Annotated in this window: 16 protein-coding genes; all 16 read right to left on the minus strand. The window is 65.8% G+C overall.

Annotated features, from left to right (window positions below; all coding sequences use genetic code 11):
* Window positions 1-3: 3 nt before the first annotated feature.
* Window positions 4-861, minus strand: a complete 858-nt coding sequence (locus tag ABNQ39_RS08105) for a dienelactone hydrolase family protein (RefSeq protein WP_376956700.1) — start codon at window positions 859-861, stop codon at window positions 4-6.
* Between the two features lie 123 nt (window positions 862-984).
* A complete protein-coding gene (locus ABNQ39_RS08110; protein WP_376956702.1) occupies window positions 985-1722 on the minus strand; it encodes an ABC transporter ATP-binding protein in 738 nt (245 codons plus the stop codon).
* Complete coding sequence (locus ABNQ39_RS08115) at window positions 1715-2962, minus strand: lipoprotein-releasing ABC transporter permease subunit (protein WP_376956704.1); 1248 nt, start codon at window positions 2960-2962, stop codon at window positions 1715-1717. The genes ABNQ39_RS08110 and ABNQ39_RS08115 overlap by 8 nt, the downstream gene beginning before the upstream one ends.
* 137 nt (window positions 2963-3099) lie before the next feature.
* Window positions 3100-4413: a proline--tRNA ligase gene (proS, locus tag ABNQ39_RS08120; protein WP_376956706.1), complete on the minus strand. Its 1314-nt coding sequence runs from the start codon at window positions 4411-4413 to the stop codon at window positions 3100-3102.
* A 155-nt stretch (window positions 4414-4568) separates the two neighbouring features.
* The gene (locus ABNQ39_RS08125) at window positions 4569-5045 is read right to left on the minus strand and encodes a hypothetical protein (RefSeq protein ID WP_376956708.1); all 477 of its coding nucleotides are present in this window, start codon (window positions 5043-5045) and stop codon (window positions 4569-4571) included.
* Between the two features lie 17 nt (window positions 5046-5062).
* Window positions 5063-5965, minus strand: coding sequence for a hypothetical protein (locus ABNQ39_RS08130; protein WP_376956710.1), 903 nt, complete (start codon window positions 5963-5965; stop codon window positions 5063-5065).
* A gap of 490 nt (window positions 5966-6455) precedes the next feature.
* Window positions 6456-7031, minus strand: a complete 576-nt coding sequence (locus ABNQ39_RS08135) for a DNA-3-methyladenine glycosylase I (protein WP_376956712.1) — start codon at window positions 7029-7031, stop codon at window positions 6456-6458.
* A gap of 21 nt (window positions 7032-7052) precedes the next feature.
* Window positions 7053-7307, minus strand: coding sequence for a DUF1467 family protein (locus ABNQ39_RS08140; RefSeq protein ID WP_098739377.1), 255 nt, complete (start codon window positions 7305-7307; stop codon window positions 7053-7055).
* Window positions 7308-7363: 56 nt separating this feature from the next.
* Window positions 7364-7768, minus strand: a complete 405-nt coding sequence (gene mce, locus ABNQ39_RS08145; RefSeq protein WP_376956715.1) for a methylmalonyl-CoA epimerase — start codon at window positions 7766-7768, stop codon at window positions 7364-7366.
* Window positions 7769-7837: 69 nt separating this feature from the next.
* Window positions 7838-9553: a ribonuclease J gene (locus ABNQ39_RS08150; RefSeq protein WP_376956717.1), complete on the minus strand. Its 1716-nt coding sequence runs from the start codon at window positions 9551-9553 to the stop codon at window positions 7838-7840.
* Complete coding sequence (locus tag ABNQ39_RS08155; protein WP_098739374.1) at window positions 9550-10323, minus strand: type III pantothenate kinase; 774 nt, start codon at window positions 10321-10323, stop codon at window positions 9550-9552. Before ABNQ39_RS08155 ends, ABNQ39_RS08150 begins: the two co-directional genes overlap by 4 nt.
* 61 nt (window positions 10324-10384) lie before the next feature.
* A complete protein-coding gene (locus ABNQ39_RS08160; protein WP_376956720.1) occupies window positions 10385-11182 on the minus strand; it encodes a biotin--[acetyl-CoA-carboxylase] ligase in 798 nt (265 codons plus the stop codon).
* Window positions 11183-11192: 10 nt separating this feature from the next.
* Window positions 11193-12641: an NADH-quinone oxidoreductase subunit NuoN gene (nuoN, locus tag ABNQ39_RS08165; RefSeq protein ID WP_376956722.1), complete on the minus strand. Its 1449-nt coding sequence runs from the start codon at window positions 12639-12641 to the stop codon at window positions 11193-11195.
* Window positions 12642-12654: 13 nt separating this feature from the next.
* Window positions 12655-14181 carry an NADH-quinone oxidoreductase subunit M gene (locus tag ABNQ39_RS08170; protein WP_109052072.1) on the minus strand — a complete coding sequence of 509 codons (1527 nt, stop codon included), beginning with the start codon at window positions 14179-14181 and terminating at the stop codon, window positions 12655-12657.
* 25 nt (window positions 14182-14206) lie between these two features.
* Window positions 14207-16321: an NADH-quinone oxidoreductase subunit L gene (gene nuoL / locus ABNQ39_RS08175; RefSeq protein ID WP_376956725.1), complete on the minus strand. Its 2115-nt coding sequence runs from the start codon at window positions 16319-16321 to the stop codon at window positions 14207-14209.
* A gap of 9 nt (window positions 16322-16330) precedes the next feature.
* Complete coding sequence (nuoK, locus tag ABNQ39_RS08180; protein WP_014248409.1) at window positions 16331-16639, minus strand: NADH-quinone oxidoreductase subunit NuoK; 309 nt, start codon at window positions 16637-16639, stop codon at window positions 16331-16333.
* Between the last annotated feature and the right edge of the window lie 2 nt (window positions 16640-16641).

Consider the following 16641-nt stretch of genomic DNA (forward strand, 5'->3'; position numbering starts at 1 on the left):
CCCTTACGCCAGCTTCGCCTTCAGGAACTCCACCGTCCGCTTCCAGGCCAGATCGGCGGCGTCCTTGTTGTAGCGTTCCGCCGAGGTGTCGTTGTGGAAGGCGTGGTTGACGCCGTCATAGACGTAGATCTGGTGTTCAACATGCGCCTTCTTCAGCGCCTCGTCGTACGCCGGGATGCCGGCGTTGATGCGTTCGTCCAGGCCGGCATAGTGCAGCAGCAGCGGCGACTTGACCGTGGTGACCAGCGCCGGGTCGGGGGTCGGGCCGTAGAAGGCGACGCCGGCCTTCAGGTCGGGCGCCTTGATCGCCAGCCGGTTGACCATGCCGCCGCCCCAGCAGAAGCCGACCGCCCCGACCTTCGCCGAGGAATAGCGATAGGCCATCAAATAGCTCATCGCCGCGATCAAATTGTTGACCGTCTTGTCGGTGTCGAGCTGGCCGATCATGTCGCGCGCCTTGTCGGCATCCTGCGGCGTGCCGCCCAGCGGCGACAGCAGGTCCGGGGCAAACGCCACGAAGCCTTCGGTGGCGAGGCGCCGGGTGACGTCCTCGACATAGGCGTTCAGGCCGCGGTTCTCGTGGATGACGACCACCGCCGGAGCCTTGTCCGCCAGCTTCGGCCGGGCGATATAGCCGGACACGTCGCCGGTCGCCCCCTGGAAGGACACCTTCTCTGCCGCCAGACGGGTGTCGTCCTCGCCGACAACGGCGGCGCGGGCGTAGTTCGGCTCGATTGCCGACAGGATCGCTGGAATGGCCGCCGCACTGCCGGTCAGCGCCGCCAGCCGCTCCAGGAAGACCCGGCGCGGCAGCGGCGCGTGGGTGTATTCGTCGTAAAGGTCGATGATCCGCTGGTCCATCCCCGATGCCCCTGTTTTGCCTCGTGCCGCAGCTCAGCCGGTGCGGTCGCGCATGAGAGTGGTGGCGATGCACCGGCTTGGCAACCGGGAGACGGATCCGCTTTCGGCCTATGACGCCGCTTATCAGGGTTCCGACGCCACTTCGCTCAGCGGCACCAGTTCCGACGGCTGGTATTCCACCAGAAGGCCGTCGCGCATCTCCAGCACCCGGTCCATGCGGCGGGCAAGGTCCAGATTGTGGGTGGCGACCAGGGCGCCGACCTTGGCCTGACGGACGATGGCCGAAAGCATGGTGAAGACATGCTCCGCCGTGTGCGGGTCGAGGTTACCGGTCGGCTCGTCGGCGATCAGCAGCGACGGGGCGTTCGCCAGCGCGCGGGCGATGGCGACGCGCTGCTGCTCACCGCCCGACAGGCGGGCCGGGCGGTGGGTGCCGCGCTGTTCCAGCCCAACCATGCGCAGAAGCTCGTCGGCGCGCTGCCTGGCGACCGACTTCGACACGCCGGCGATCATCTGCGGCAGGACGATGTTCTCCCGCGCCGAGAATTCCGGCAGCAGATGGTGGAACTGGTAGACGAAGCCGATGGAGCGGCGCCGCACCTCGGTCCGCTTGCCGTCGTCCAGATTGGACACATCGGTCCCGGCGATGCGCACCTCGCCGCCGGTCGGCCGTTCCAGCAGGCCGGCGATGTGCAGCAGCGTCGATTTTCCGGCCCCCGACGGGCCGACCAGCGCCACCAGTTCGCCCCCGCCGACCGTCAGGTCGACGCCGCGCAGCACCTCCAGCGTCTCGCCCGCCTGTTCGAAGCGGCGGACGATCCCCTTCAACTCCAGCATCGGCTGCATGACGGCATCACTCATAGCGCAGGGCCTCCACCGGGTCGAGCCGGGCGGCGCGCCAGGACGGGTAGATGGTGGCGGCGAAGGACAGGCCGAGCGCCATCAGCGTCACCTGGGTCACTTCGCTCCAGTCGATCTTGGCCGGCAGGTGGGACAGGAAATAGATCTCGGCATTGAACAGGTTGGTGCCGGTCAGCCCCTGGATGACCTGCCGGATGCTCTCGATGTTCAGCGCGAAGGACACGCCGAGCGCCAGACCCAGCAGCGTCCCGGTGACGCCGATGCTGGCGCCGGAGAGGAAAAAGATGCGCATGATCATCCCGCGCGTCGCCCCCATCGTGCGCAGGATCGCGATGTCGCGCCCCTTGTCCTTCACCAGCATGATCAGGCTGGAGATGATGTTGAAGGCCGCCACCATGATGATCAGCGACAGGATCAGGAACATCACGTTGCGTTCGACCTGGAGCGCGGTGAAGAAGCTGGCGTTCGACTGCTGCCAGTCGACCACCCTGCCCTCCCCCGCCACCGCCGACTGAACGGCGGACCGGGCTGCGGCGATCTGCATCGGATCGCTGACGAAGACCTCCAGCGAGGTCACCGCGTCGCCGGTGCGGAAGAAGGCCTGAGCCTCCTCCAGCGGCAGGAAGATGAAGCTGTTGTCGTATTCGAACATGCCGACGTCGAAGATCGCGCCGATGGGATAGCTGCGCATCCGCGGCACGGTGCCGAAGGCGGTGACGTTGCCCTGGGGTGCGATCAGTGTGATCTGGTCGCCGACCGACAGGCCCAGGCGCTGGGCCATGCGCACGCCGATGGCGACGCGGTCCTCCCCGAACTCGGCGACCGAGCCGCGGATGACGTTGTTGGCCAGCGTCGGCCGCACCTTGAAGTCTTCCGCCCGCACGCCGCGGATGACGGCGCCGGATGCGACGCCGCGCACCGACACCAGCGCCTGCCCCTCCACCGTCGGGGTAACGTTGACCACGCCCGGCGTGTTGCGCAGCTTGCCGGCCAGGATGTCGAAGTCCGGCAGCGGCCCGCCGCGCGAGCTGTAGACATTCAAATGGCCGTTCAGACCGAGCACACGGCCCAGCAGCTCCGCCCGGAAGCCGTTCATCACCGCCATCACGATGATGAGCGTCGCCACGCCGAGCGCGATGCCCAGCAGCGAGAACCCCGCGATGACCGAGATGAACCCTTCCTGGCGGCGCGCCCGAAGGTAACGCATCGCGACCATGCGTTCGAAGGCGTTGAAGATCATGAGGCGAGGGTCCTGTGGCGGGGGCCTGTGGGCAGGCGGAAACGATGCCCTACATAAGAACGTGAGCGTGGCGGGAAAAGGGCAAAGCCCGGACCGCCGACTTTGGCGGTCCGGGCTTCCTCTTCGAGTTAAGCCGATCAGCCCAGCAGCTTCGCCAGCGCCGCCTCGACCGGCAGTTCTTCCTTTTCGCCGGTGGCGCGGCGCTTCAACTCGACGACGCCGTTCTTCAGACCGCGCGGCCCGACCACCAGCTGCCACGGAACGCCGATCAGGTCCATGTCGGCGAACTTGGCGCCGGGACGCTCGTCGCGGTCGTCATAGGCGACCTCCAGCCCGGCCGCTTCCAGCTTCGCATACAGCTCGGCGCAGACGCGGTCGGTCTCGGCGTCGCCGGACTTCAGGTTGATCAGGCCGACGTTGAAGGGGGCGACGGCGTCCGGCCAGATGATGCCGTTGTCGTCGTGGCTGGCCTCGATGATCGCACCCATCAGGCGCGACACGCCGATGCCGTAGCTGCCCATCTCCACCGGGATCGACTCGCCGTTCGGACCGGCGACCACCGCGTTCATCGGCTTGGAGTATTTGGTGCCGAAGTTGAAGATATGGCCGACCTCGATGCCGCGGGCCGACACCAGATCGGCCTCCGGGACCGGGCTGTTGGCCGGGTCGTGCTTCTCGTCGGTCGCCGCATAGATCGAGGTGATGCGGTCGAAGAAGGGCTGCAGGTCGTCCTCCATGCCGGGGGCGTCCTTCAGCACGTCCAGGTTCATCCAATCCTTGTGGCAGAAGACGCCGCTCTCGCCGGTCTCGGCCAGGATGATGAACTCGTGGCTGAGGTCGCCGCCGATGGGGCCGGTGTCGGCGCGCATCGGGATCGCCTTCAACCCGATGCGGGCAAAGGTGCGCAGGTAAGCCAGGAACATCTTCTGGTAGGAGCGGCGGGCGCCGGCCGCGTCGAAGTCGAAGGAATAGGCATCCTTCATCAGGAATTCGCGGCCGCGCATCACGCCGAAGCGCGGGCGGATCTCGTCACGGAACTTCCACTGGATGTGGTAGAGGTTCAGCGGCAACTGACGGTAGCTCTTGACGAAAGACCGGAAGATGTCGGTGATCATCTCCTCGTTCGTCGGACCGAACAGCATCTCGCGGTCGTGACGGTCGGTGATGCGCAACATCTCCTTGCCGTAATCGTCGTAACGGCCGCTCTCGCGCCACAGATCGGCCGACTGGATGGTCGGCATCAGCAATTCCTGCGCGCCGGCGGCGTCCTGCTCCTCGCGGACGATCTGCTCGATCTTGCGCAGAACCCGATAGCCCAGCGGCAGCCAGGCATAGATGCCGGCGCTGGTCTGGCGGATCATCCCGGCCCGCAGCATCAGGCGGTGCGAGACGATCTGCGCCTCGGTCGGGGTCTCCTTGAGGGTCGGCATGAAGAAGCTGGACAGCCGCATGGCTCTGTTCTCGTGTGCGAGGTGTTCGACAAGGCCGACGCGCCCGCTGCTTCGCAACGAAAGAGCGGACACGACGGCGGATGAGCGACTTTAGGAAGGTCGCCCTCACTTGTCCACTGTAAGCCCCCCGCCGGCAGTCCCGCCTGCCCCTCTGCCTACCGGGTGCGGCAATAGGCGTAGAGGCGCTCCTCGGCGCCCGGATCGATCGGCTGGCCGTTCAGATAGAGCCGGTCGCCGACAACGCTGAGCCAGACCGCGGTGATGTCGTTGGGCAGATGGGGAACCGACGGCAGGGCGACGCCCATCCGCCGGGCAAGATCGACCGACAGCGGCAGGTCGATGGGAATCGGCGGCTGCGCACCGGCAGTGCCCGGCAGATCGGCCGGCGCCACCGCCCGGCCATTGACATCGACGCCCGGCCGATACTCGACGTCGGCGGCCGGCACATGGCGGGTCAAGCGCTGGCAAAGCGAGAGGTCAACCACCGGCCGGTCGCCGGCCGGCCTGTTGCGGGCCGCATCGGGGGTCAGCGGGATCGGACCGGGAAGCGGCTGCGGCGACTGCGCCGGGGCTGGAAGCGGCGTCAGGGACAGCAGCAGAGCCGCCATCCCGGCGCGCACGGCCCGGCGCATAAGGGTTCCGCGCGGCGTCACAGCGTGTGCCGTTCGGCCACCGGGGCCGGGTTGCGCATGGCCTTCCAGTAGATCGACAGGTAGGGCATCCCTTTTTCCGCCTCCTCCTGGGTCCGCGCCGACTGGCGGATGTATTTGCCGATGAAGGGCTTGTTTACATGCTCCAGGTCGATCGCCGCCTTCAGCACCAGGAACTCGCCGATCTTGTCCGGCAGATTGTAATGCCATTTCTGCAGGCAGTCGGAGGTCACACCCGGCTTCGCCTGTTCGGGCTCGGGCAGATAGAATTCCTGGTGGTGGTACTGCGAGATCTCCTTCCACGCCTGCGCCACCCGGCCCGGCTTCAGGCGCGGCAGCGCCTTCAGGATGCGGACATCGTCATGGAACAGCGGCAGGAAACCGCGCTTTTCCGCTAGTTCGGTCAGCATCGTGTGAAGGCCGGCCATCACACTGCCCTCCGCACCGCCACCACCACCGTCGCTGCCCGTCTTTTCCTCCCGCCTTCGGCCGAACAGGGCACTGAAGAAGCCCTTCTTCGGCTTGGACTGGCTGCTGTTGCCGCCATCCTGCCCGATCTTGCGCTCGTCCCACAGCGAGTCCCAGGCAAATTCCCAGGCCGTGAAGATGGCGTTGGAGCGGTCGTCGAGAACGGTCAGCAGATACTCCCGCCCTTCCCGCGCCCAGTCGACGTCACCGACGATGGCGCGCACCGGACGGCGGCTGAGCACGACCGGCAGAATGCCGACACGCACCAGTTCCTGATAGAACTCAACGAAGGACGGCGTCTGGATGAAGGGCAGGACCGAGCATGGCTGTTGCTCAGGCGCCAGCAGCTCCATGCTTTTCTTGGTGCGCTCCAACAGTTCGGCCGCCACAACCGCCGCGAACTGATTGAACCGTTCGTTTTCATTCGCGGCCATCGGCGCCTCGACTGTCGTCCCTTTCCTGCCGCCCGCCGGAGCGGGCAAAGGTCCAGCTGGATACGCGAGCAAAGCGGAAAGCCACCGGACGGCACGGCCCCCCGGTGGCGATCTGAAAAACCCGGCTGAACGCCCGCACTGGGGAAGCCCCACCACAGGAACTAAGCCGAGCAACGCTACCAAGTAAACCGTTAACGTTTTCTGGAGCATCGGCGGAAATTTTCTGTCCCCGCCACACCGCCAGTGTGCCGACACACATCGGATGGAAAAGAAAAGGCCGCGCGGCGAATGCGGCGCGGCCTATCGAGTTTAGGGAGGAATCGCCACCAGGCGTCGGAAAGGGGGAATATCCCCCTCATCACCAGAAAAGAGTGGACCCGGCCCGCGGCCATGGCAAGCCTAAAACAGAGGCAGAACCACCCCTTGCACAAAATACTTGCATTTTTGCCCAGACTTTCAGCGTTTGCCGCGGTTCTGAGCGAACTTTTGCTTATTCCTTAGGCCGATACCCGCGATAGCCGGCGTCCACGGCGGCTTTCCATGGGGGATTCAGTTCCAGCACCACCGCCTGGACCGGACAGTCGGCTTGATGGGCACCCGGCAGATAGCCCAGGCTCATCAGGAACTCGCCGACGATCTCGCCACCGGTGAAGCGGAAAGTGCGGCCGAACAGCTTCACCCATTCCGCCTTGGACAACGGATGATGGGCACGCAGCCAGCCATCGAAGGACCCGTGGGTTTCCCGCAGCACAATGATCCGGCGGGCATTCTCGATCACCGCATCCACCTTCAGACGGTTGCGGATGATCCCGGCATCGGCCAGCAGCCGCGCCCGTTCCGCCTCGCCATAGGCAGCAACCCGGTCGATGTCAAAGCCGTCGAAGGCGGCACGGAAAGCATCCCGCTTCTTCAGGATGGTCAGCCAGGACAGGCCGGCCTGGTTGATCTCCAGCACCAGACGTTCGAACAGCACCCGGTCATCGCTGCTGGGAAAGCCGTATTCGCCGTCGTGGTAGGGACCATGGTGGGGATGGCCGGGTGCGGCCGCGCAATAGTTCAGGCTCACCCGCCCTGCTCCTCTGTGTCGTCAGAACATGTCCCGCGCCATATCCCGGAAGGAAACCAGGCCGGACCGCTCGATGCCGAAGATCACCAGCCACACCAGCAGGGCGACCAGCGACGTTATGATGAATTTGCGCAGAATGCGCGGCTCGACCGGTGCGGAGGAGGCCATGCCGGGTTCCGGCGTCTCCGGGGTCCGGACGCCCCAGGGCAGCACCGCGAACAGCACCACCCACCACACGACGATGTAGACGAAGGCCGCAGTCACCCAGTTGTCCATCGCCCTCTCCGCATTTCAGTCGATCAGGCCTGCAGCAGGCCCGTGGCAGTCCACGATCAGGCCTGTTCCAGTTCCACCAGCGTCCCGCAGAAATCCTTCGGATGCAGGAACAGCACCGGCTTGTCATGGGCGCCGATCTTCGGCTCGCCGTCGCCCAGCACGCGGGCTCCCTGCTGCTTCATCCGGTCGCGGGCGGCCAGGATGTCCTCCACCTCGTAGCAGATGTGGTGGATGCCGCCGGACGGGTTCTTTTCCAGGAATCCGGCAATCGGCGACTTCTCCCCGAAGGGATGCAGCAGCTCGATCTTGGTGTTGGGCAGCGTGACGAAGACGACGGTGACGCCGTGCGGCGGCAGGTCCACCGGCTGCGAGACCGCGGCGCCCAGTGTGTCGCGGTAGAGCGCGGTCGCCGCCGTCAGATCCGGAACGACGATGGCGACGTGGTTGAGCTTCCCGATCATGCGTGTCCTCTCGATGGCTGTCGCTGGCCCGTTATGGGGCTCTGATAAGCCTGTTATACAGTGTTTCACTCAGACGCGGACCAGATGGACCTCCGTCACCGGCTTCTTGCCATGGGACGCGTTGAAGCAGCGGCGCACGGCGATCCGTGCCGCCTCCTTCACCTGGGCGTCGTCGGCCCGCGCCGATTTGGGCAGCATCGCGACCGACTCGCGCACCGCATCGACCACGTCCAGCAGCAGGTCGCGGTCGGTCGCCTCATCGATCAGCCCCATCACCGCCACCTGCGGCGCGGTCATCAACTCGCCCGTCGCGCTCATCACCAGCGTCACCACGGCGGCGCCGTTGTTCACCATCCGGTTGCGCGCCCGCATCATGCCGGTGTCGAGCGGCACCAGACGCTTGCCGTCCACCGCCATGCGCCCGGCCCGGACATGGGCGACCACGCGGGCACCCTCCGGCCCGTCGAGGCGGAGGATCTCGCCATTGGAAGGCACGATGCTGTGGGGGATCTGGCAGTCCGTCGCCAGGGCGGCATGGGCCTGCTGGTGGCGCTGTTCGCCATGGACCGGCACGGCGATGCGCGGGCGCACCCACTGGTACATGCGCACCAACTCGTCGCGCGCCGGGTGCCCGGAGACATGGACCGGGGCCTCGTCCGCCGTCACCAGCTCGACGCCCTGGGCGACGAGCTGATTCTGCATACGGCCGATGTCGCGCTCGTTGCCCGGAATCTCGCGGGAGGAGAAGATCACCACGTCGCCGCGCGACAGTGTCACCTGCGGATGGTCGTTGGCGGCGATGCGGGCAAGGGCGGAGCGCGGCTCGCCCTGGCTGCCGGTGCAGATCAGCACCAGCTTTTCCCGCGGCAGGTAGCTGGCGTCATGCTCCGACAGGAATTTCGGCACGTCGGCCAGATAGCCGGTGGCCCGCGCCGCCTCGTTGATGCGCCACAGCGACCGGCCGACCAGCGCCACATGACGGTCATGCGCAGCGGCGGCGGCGGCGATGCTCTCCAGCCGCGCCACATTGGTGGCGAAGCAGCTGACGGCGATGCGGCGGTCGCGGTAACGGCCGAACAGCTCCATCAGCGCGTCACGGACGGTCGCCTCCGATCCGGACGCGCCGGGCACCAGCGCGTTGGTGCTGTCGCCGACCAGCGCAAGCACCCCCTCGTCGCCGATGGCGCGCAGCCGTTCCTCATCCGCCGTCTCGCCGACCAGCGGATCGGGATCGAGCTTCCAGTCGCCGGTGTGCAGGAGGGTGCCGGCCGAGGTGCGGATGGCGAGCGCGTTGGGCTCCGGGATCGAATGCGTCATGGTGACGTATTCGACGGAGAAGGGACCGATCTCCACGGTGCCGCCCAGCGGGATCTCGTGGATCGGCACCGTGCTGCTCAGCCCCTTCTCATGCAGCTTGGCGCGCAGGAAGGCCGCGGTGAAAGGCGTGCAATAGACGGGGCAGCGCAACTCCGGCCACAGATACTGGACGGCGCCCAGATGGTCCTCATGGGCATGGGTGAGCACGAGCCCGACCAGATCGTTGCGCCGCGCCGCGATGAAGGCCGGATCGGGCATGATGACGTCGAGCCCGGGCATGGTGTCGTCGGCGAAGGAGATGCCGAGATCCACCATCAGCCATTTGCCCTGATGGCAGTAGAGGTTGAGGTTCATCCCGATCTCGCCGGAACCGCCGAGCGGGAGGAAATACAATGCGCCATCCTCCGGAACGAAGGTGTCCGCCGGGGCTTCGGACAGTCCGGCGGCGGTCTTGGAGGATTGTGTCATTGGACCGTGTTGCGCTTGTGGATCAGGAGGAGACCGCGGAGCGTCAGCTCGTTGTCGGTGTGTTCGATGACATGGGTGGCCTTGGCGAAAAGAACAGCCAATCCACCGGTGGCGACCACCCGCATCGGCTCGCCGTACTCCGCCCGGATGCGGGAGACCAGCCCTTCGATCAGGCCGACATAGCCCCAGAAGATGCCGGACTGCATGCAGGCGATGGTGTTCCTGCCGATCACCTCGGCCGGCGGCTGGATTTCCACGCGCGGCAGCTTGGAGGCCGCCATCTGCAGCGCCTCCAGCGACAGGTTCAGCCCCGGCGCGATCACGCCGCCGCGGTAATTTCCCTCGGCATCCACCACGTCGAAGGTAGTCGCCGTACCGAAATCGATGACGATCAACGGCGTCTTGTATGTCGCGGCGGCCGCCACCGTGTTGACCAGCCGGTCGGCACCGACCTCCTCCGGCCGGTCGACCAAGGCCTTGGCCCCCAGATCGACGCCGGGCTGGCCGACGATCACCGGCTCGCAGCCGAAATGGTCCTTGCACAGCCGTTTCAGGTTGAAGGTGGCGCCGGGCACCACGCTGGCGATGATCGCGCCATGGATGTCGACCGGCTTCAGCCCCTTCAGCGCCATCAGGTGGGTCAGCCACACCATGTATTCGTCGGAGGTGCGCTTTGGATCGGTCGCCGTGCGCCAGATGCCGCGCTGGCGGTCGCCGTCATAGATGGCGAACACCACATTCGTGTTTCCGGCGTCAATCGCGAGCAGCATGGCAAAGTCCTGAAGGCGGTGAGCGTTTGAAATCGGCGGCGGACAGTCGAGGGTCCAACAGTCAAGGGTCTGCGGGTGGCGGCGCGAAGAACACATCGCCGGCAGCGATCCGCTGACGCGGTCCGCCGTCCGTTGGATCAAGCAACAGAACGCCGTCGCTGTCCAGATCGGCGAAGGTGCCGGGGATCGTCCGATCAGCCAGCCTGACCAGGATCGGCCCACCCAACCCCTTGGCCCGCGCCATCCACGCATCGCGCACGGGACCGAAACCATGGGCGCGCCAGCGTCCATACCAAGCCGCCAGATGCTCCGCATAGACCTCCAGCAGCGCCCCGGGGCCCATGGGCGGAGCGCCCTCGGCGATCAGGGAGGTGGCACCGTAATCAGCGGTCGGGGGAAAATGCCGCAGGTTGATCCCGACACCCAGTACCACCCAGGCGACCTTGCCGTCGGGCGCCGGTTCCGACTCGAGGAGGATGCCGGACAGCTTGCGGTCATGCACCAGCACGTCGTTCGGCCATTTGCAGCGCACGCCGCCGGGATCGGGCAGCACTGATTCGGCGGTTTCGGCAATGGCGAGCGCGGCCACGAACGAGACCTGGGCGGCTTCCGCGGGAGGCAGGCTGGGCCGCAGGATGGTCGTGCTGTAGAGGTTGCCGTCCGGGGAGGTCCAGGCCCGGCCCCGGCGGCCCCGGCCGCTGTCCTGCCGGCGCGCCCAGACGACGGTGCCTTCCGGTGCCCCGGAACGCGACAAGGCCTTCGCTTCGTCGTTCGTGCTGCCGACGGAGTCGAAGGCCTTGATCTGGAAGCCCGGAGGCAGGCGCAGACGCGCCGCCTCCGCTTCGAGCGATGACGTCATCGGTCGGACATCACCCGGCGAACAGAGCCGCAGCCGCCGCAGCCGCACCGTTCAAGATCGGCGCCGGAGCGACGAAGAACAGCAGGGTGAACAGGCTGGTCAGCACCAGGACGCCGGTCATGCCGTCGTCATCGACCTTGTCGACCACCACCGCGGGCTCATCGAAATACATGATCTTGATGATGCGCAGGTAGTAGAAGGCACCCACGACGCTGGTCAGCACACCGATAACGGCCAGCGTGTATTCCTGGGCGGCAACGGCGGCCAGGAAGACGTAGAGCTTGCCGAAGAAACCCGCCATCGGCGGGATGCCGGCCATGGAGAACATGAAGATCGCCATGGTCGCGGCCAGCATCGGGTTTGTCTTGGACAGGCCGGAGAAGTCCTTGATCTCCTCCAGCATCTGGCCCTTGGCCTTCATGCTGAGGATGACGGCGAAGGCGCCGATGTTCATGGCGATGTAGAGCGCCATGTAGATCAGCACGCCGCGCACGCCTTCCTGCGTGCCGGTGGTCAGGCCGACCAGCGCGTAGCCGACATGGCCGATGGAGCTGTAGGCCATCAGGCGCTTGATGTTGGTCTGCATGATGGCGACGAAGGAACCGATCACCATCGACAGGATGGCGGTCGCCACCAGGACCTGATGCCACTGGGCGGCGAGATGGCCGAACGGCTCCATCACCACGCGGGTCAGCAGAGCGATGGCCGCCACCTTCGGCGCAGCCGCGAAGAAGGCGGTCACCGGGGTCGGCGCACCTTCATACACGTCCGGCGTCCACATATGGAACGGAGCGGCCGAGACCTTGAAGGCCAGACCGGCCATCACGAACACCAGACCGATCACCAGCCCCGGCGAGACATGGGCGCCACCGGCGAACAGGGCGGCCACCTTGTCGAAGGAGGTCGTGCCGGCGAAGCCGTAGACCAGCGAAGCACCGTACAGCAGCATGCCCGAGGAGAGCGAGCCGAGGACGAAGTACTTCAGGCCGGCTTCCGACGACTTGGCGCTGTCGCGGCGGAACGCGGCGATGACGTAGAGCGCGAGGCTCTGCGTCTCCAGCCCGACATACAGCGAGATGAAGTCGTTGGCCGAGATCATCATCAGCATGCCGAGCGTGGCGAAGATCATCAGCACCGGGAACTCGAAGCGGGCCATTTGCTCCCGCTCGTTGAAGCCCAGCCCGAGGATCACCGCGAAGGCCGCGGAGACCAGCACCAGCACCTTCATGAAGACGCCGAAGGCATCCATCACGAACATGCCGTTGAAGGTGACGACGCGGCCGCTGCCGTAGCCCATCGCCAGGATGGCGGCGAGCAGCATGCAGACGATCGACAGGTAGGAGACGGGACGGGTGAAGCCGTCGCCGCGGAACACGCCCAGCATCAGCAGGGCAACGCCCGAGAGAGCCAGGAAGATCTCCGGCAGGGCCGGCCAGATGTCGGGAAACACTGCGGTCATGTCGAAGAACCCCTTACCGAGCGGCGACCGAGACACCGGACGCGGCGTGCGACGCGGCCAGCTTGGTCTGGTAGGTCTGGATCAGCTGCTCGACCGATGCCGAGGTGACGTTCAGGAAGCTGCTGGGATAGATGCCCATCCACAGGACGACGGCGATCAGCGGCACGAACACCGCGATCTCGCGCGGGGTCATGTCGAACATCGCCTTGACGTCCGGCTTGGTCAGCTTGCCGTAGACGACGCGGCGGTACAGCCACAGCGCATAGGCGGCACCGAGAACCATGCCGGTGGCGGCGAGGGCGGCAACCCAGGTGTTGTCGCGGAAGACGCCCATCAGCACCAGGAACTCACCGACGAAGCCGGCGGTGCCCGGCAGGCCGACCGAGGCCATGGTCATGAACAGGAAGACCACCGCGTATTTCGGCATGTTCTTCACGAGGCCGCCGTAGCGGGCGATCTCGCGGGTGTGCAGCCGGTCATAGACGACGCCGACGCACAGGAACAGCGCACCCGACACCACGCCGTGCGACAGCATCTGGAACACCGAGCCTTCGATGCCCTGCTGGTTCAGCGCGAACATGCCGATGGTGACGAAGCCCATGTGGGCGACCGACGAGTAGGCGATCAGCTTCTTCATGTCCTCCTGGGCGAGAGCGACCAGCGAGGTGTAGATCACGGCGACGACCGACAGGGTGTAGATCAGCGGCGCGAAATACTCGGTGGCTTCCGGCAGGATCGGAATGTTGAAGCGCAGGAAGCCGTAACCGCCCATCTTCAGCAGCACGCCGGCCAGGATGACCGAACCGGCGGTCGGCGCCTCGACGTGGGCGTCCGGCAGCCAGGTGTGGACCGGCCACATCGGCACCTTCACCGCGAAGGAGGCGAAGAAGGCCAGCCACAGCCACAGCTGCATGTTGCGCGGGAACTGGGTGGCGGTGATGGTCGGGATGTCGGTGGTGCCGGCCACGTAATACATGGCCAGGATCGCCAGCAGCATCAGCACCGAGCCGAGCAGCGTGTAGAGGAAGAACTTGAAGGCGGCGTAGACGCGACGCGGGCCACCCCAGATGCCGATGATCAGGAACATCGGGATCAGGACGCCTTCGAAGAACATGTAGAACAGAACGAAATCCAGAGCGCAGAACATCCCGATCATCAGGGTTTCCAGCGCGAGGAAGGCGATCATGTATTCCTTCAGGCGGACCTGCACCGACTCCCAGCTCGCCAGGATGCACAGCGGCATCAGGAAGCCGGCCAGGACGACGAACAGCACCGAGATGCCGTCGACGCCCATGTGGTAGTTGATGCCGAACTCAGGGATCCAGCCCGCCTTCTCGACCATCTGGTAGCCGGGATTGCGCGGATCGAAGTTGGCCCAGACCAGCAGGGTCAGGACGAAGGTGACGAGGGTCGTCCACAGCGCGATGTACCGCACGTTCCGCTGAACATCCGGGGTGTTGCCCCGGCAGAACAGCAGGATCAGCGCGACGCCCACGAGCGGCAGGAAGGTCGCGAACGACAGGATCGGCCAGCTAGCCATTGTTGTTGTTCTCCTTCGAAACCGCTCAGCCGAAGACCGACAGCCAGGCGACGAACAGGACGACCCCGATCACCATGGCAAAGGCGTAGTGATAGACGTACCCCGACTGCAGCCGGCTGGTGCGTGCCGCGATGTCGCGGGTGGCGGCGGCGACGCCGTCCGGACCCACGCCGTCGATCACCGCCCCGTCGCCCGACTTCCACAGGCCATAGCCCAGGGCCTTGGCCGGACGGGTGAACAGCGCGTCATACAGCTCGTCGAAATACCACTTGTTGTAGAGGAACTTGTGGATGCCGCTGAAGGTGCTGGCGATCCGGCCCGGCAGGCGCGGCATCATCACATAGCCGATGTAGGCCATGGCGATACCAAGCAGGCCGACAACCAGCGGAGCGATCGCGACCCAGCCCGGAGTGTGGTGGTGCGCAGCCTCGATGGCATCGTGCCCGTGCAAGGTCATGATCGCCTTGCCCCAGAACTCCGCACGGTCGTGGCCGATGAAATACTCGTGGAAGCCGACACCGGCGAACAGAGCGCCGAGCGTCAGGACCGCCAGCGGAACCAGCATGACGACCGGCGACTCATGGGCGTGGTCGTAGACTTCCTTGTCCATCCGCGGCGTGCCGTGGAAGGTCATGAACAGCAGGCGCCAGGAGTAGAAGGCGGTCAGCAGAGCCGCCGCGATACCGAGCGCGAAGGCGAAACGCCCCACGCCGCTGCCCGAGGCGAAGGCCGCCTCCAGGATCATGTCCTTGGAATAGTAGCCGGCGAAGAAGGGCAGACCGGCGAGCGCCAGATTGCCGATCCACATCACCGCGTAGGTGAAGGGAATCTTGCGCCAGACGCCGCCCATCTTGCGCATGTCCTGCTCATGGTGCAGGGCATGGATGACCGAGCCGGCGCCAAGGAACAGCAGGGCCTTGAAGAAGGCGTGCGTGAACAGGTGGAACATGGCGGCGCCGTAGGCGGAGACGCCGGCAGCGAAGAACATGTAACCGAGCTGCGACATCGTCGAATAGGCGATGACGCGCTTGATGTCGAACTGCGTGAAACCGATGGTCGCCGCGACGAAGGCGGTCAGGCCGCCGACCACCGTCACCACTTCGAGCGCCGTTGGGGCGTATTCGAAGACCGGGGACAGGCGGCAGACCATGAAGACGCCGGCGGTGACCATGGTGGCGGCGTGGATGAGCGCCGACACCGGGGTCGGGCCCTCCATCGCGTCCGGCAGCCAGGTGTGCAGGCCGAGCTGAGCCGACTTGCCCATCGCGCCCATGAACAGCAGCAGGCAGGCGATGGTCAGGCCGTTGAAGTCCCAGCTGAGGAAATGCAGTGTCTGGCCGGTCAGCGTCGGAGCCTTGGCGAAGATCGCGTCGAACTGGACCGAGCCGGTCAGCACGAAGATCGCGAAGATGCCGAGGGCGAAACCGAAGTCGCCGACGCGGTTGACCAGGAAGGCCTTCATCGCGGCGGCGTTGGCCGAGGGCTTCTCGTACCAGAAGTTGATCAGCAGGTAGGAGGCCAGACCGACGCCCTCCCAGCCGAAGAACAGCTGGACCAGGTTGTCCGCCGTCACCAGCATCAGCATGGCGAAGGTGAACAGCGACAGGTAGCCCATGAAGCGCGGCTTCTGCGGGTCCTCGGCCATGTAGCCGATGGAGTAGACGTGCACGCAGGCCGAGACGGTGTTGACGACGATCAGCATCACCGCGGTGAGCTGGTCGACGCGCAGCGCCCACTTCACGTCGAGCGTGCCGCTCTGGATCCAGGTCATCAGTTCGATCGTGCGCGGATGGCCGTGCACGGCGACATCGTAGAACAGAGTCCAGGACAGGATCGCCGAGACGATGACGGCGCCCGCGGTCACGAACTGCGCGACGCGGTCGCCAACGGTCGGCGGGCCGGCGACGACATGGTGGTCGTCGTGGGCATCGTCGTGCGCGTGGTTCAGCTCGTCGTGCGAGATGTGGTGGGCATGATCGTCATGGCCATGGGCGATCTGGGCGTGCCCGTGATCGTCATGGCCATGACCGTGGCTTCCGTGACCCGCGGCCGCCGGCTCGGCCTTCGGCCCGCCGAACAGCGCGATCGATCCGGCGACGAGGAACGCCAGGAGCGGAAGGAATACGACTAGCACTTCCATGGCGCCGCCTCAGCCCTTCATCATGTTGATGTCTTCGACTCGGATCGAGCCGCGGTTGCGGAAGTAGACCACCAGGATGGCGAGGCCGATGGCCGCCTCGGCGGCGGCGACGGTCAGGATGATCATGGCGAAGATCTGGCCGACCAGATCGTGCAGGAAGGTCGAGAAGGCGACGAGGTTCAGGTTCACCGCCAGCAGCATCATCTCGATCGACATCAGGATGATGATGACGTTCTTCCGGTTCAGGAAGATGCCCAGCACACCCAGCGTGAAGATGATGGCCGAGACCGTCAGGTAATGTCCGAGACCGATCTCCATGA

This window comes from Azospirillum sp. A26 (assembly GCF_042604635.1).
In the GTDB taxonomy this organism is placed as follows: Bacteria; Pseudomonadota; Alphaproteobacteria; order Azospirillales; family Azospirillaceae; genus Azospirillum; species Azospirillum palustre.

Bases quoted from the DNA above. Each gene is read 5' to 3' on its own strand.
- nuoN (WP_376956722.1), bottom strand. From the start codon at position 12,641: ATGACCGCAGTGTTTCCCGACATCTGGCCGGCCCTGCCGGAGATCTTC.
- ABNQ39_RS08140 (WP_098739377.1), bottom strand. From the start codon at position 7,307: ATGGACAACTGGGTGACTGCGGCCTTCGTCTACATCGTCGTGTGGTGG.
- nuoK (WP_014248409.1), bottom strand. From the start codon at position 16,639: ATGGAGATCGGTCTCGGACATTACCTGACGGTCTCGGCCATCATCTTC.
- proS (WP_376956706.1), bottom strand. From the start codon at position 4,413: ATGCGGCTGTCCAGCTTCTTCATGCCGACCCTCAAGGAGACCCCGACC.
- ABNQ39_RS08125 (WP_376956708.1), bottom strand. From the start codon at position 5,045: ATGCGCCGGGCCGTGCGCGCCGGGATGGCGGCTCTGCTGCTGTCCCTG.
- ABNQ39_RS08155 (WP_098739374.1), bottom strand. From the start codon at position 10,323: ATGCTGCTCGCGATTGACGCCGGAAACACGAATGTGGTGTTCGCCATC.
- ABNQ39_RS08170 (WP_109052072.1), bottom strand. From the start codon at position 14,181: ATGGCTAGCTGGCCGATCCTGTCGTTCGCGACCTTCCTGCCGCTCGTG.
- ABNQ39_RS08115 (WP_376956704.1), bottom strand. From the start codon at position 2,962: ATGATCTTCAACGCCTTCGAACGCATGGTCGCGATGCGTTACCTTCGG.
- ABNQ39_RS08150 (WP_376956717.1), bottom strand. From the start codon at position 9,553: ATGACACAATCCTCCAAGACCGCCGCCGGACTGTCCGAAGCCCCGGCG.
- nuoL (WP_376956725.1), bottom strand. From the start codon at position 16,321: ATGGAAGTGCTAGTCGTATTCCTTCCGCTCCTGGCGTTCCTCGTCGCC.
- mce (WP_376956715.1), bottom strand. From the start codon at position 7,768: ATGATCGGGAAGCTCAACCACGTCGCCATCGTCGTTCCGGATCTGACG.
- ABNQ39_RS08110 (WP_376956702.1), bottom strand. From the start codon at position 1,722: ATGAGTGATGCCGTCATGCAGCCGATGCTGGAGTTGAAGGGGATCGTC.
- ABNQ39_RS08105 (WP_376956700.1), bottom strand. From the start codon at position 861: ATGGACCAGCGGATCATCGACCTTTACGACGAATACACCCACGCGCCG.
- ABNQ39_RS08130 (WP_376956710.1), bottom strand. From the start codon at position 5,965: ATGGCCGCGAATGAAAACGAACGGTTCAATCAGTTCGCGGCGGTTGTG.
- ABNQ39_RS08160 (WP_376956720.1), bottom strand. From the start codon at position 11,182: ATGACGTCATCGCTCGAAGCGGAGGCGGCGCGTCTGCGCCTGCCTCCG.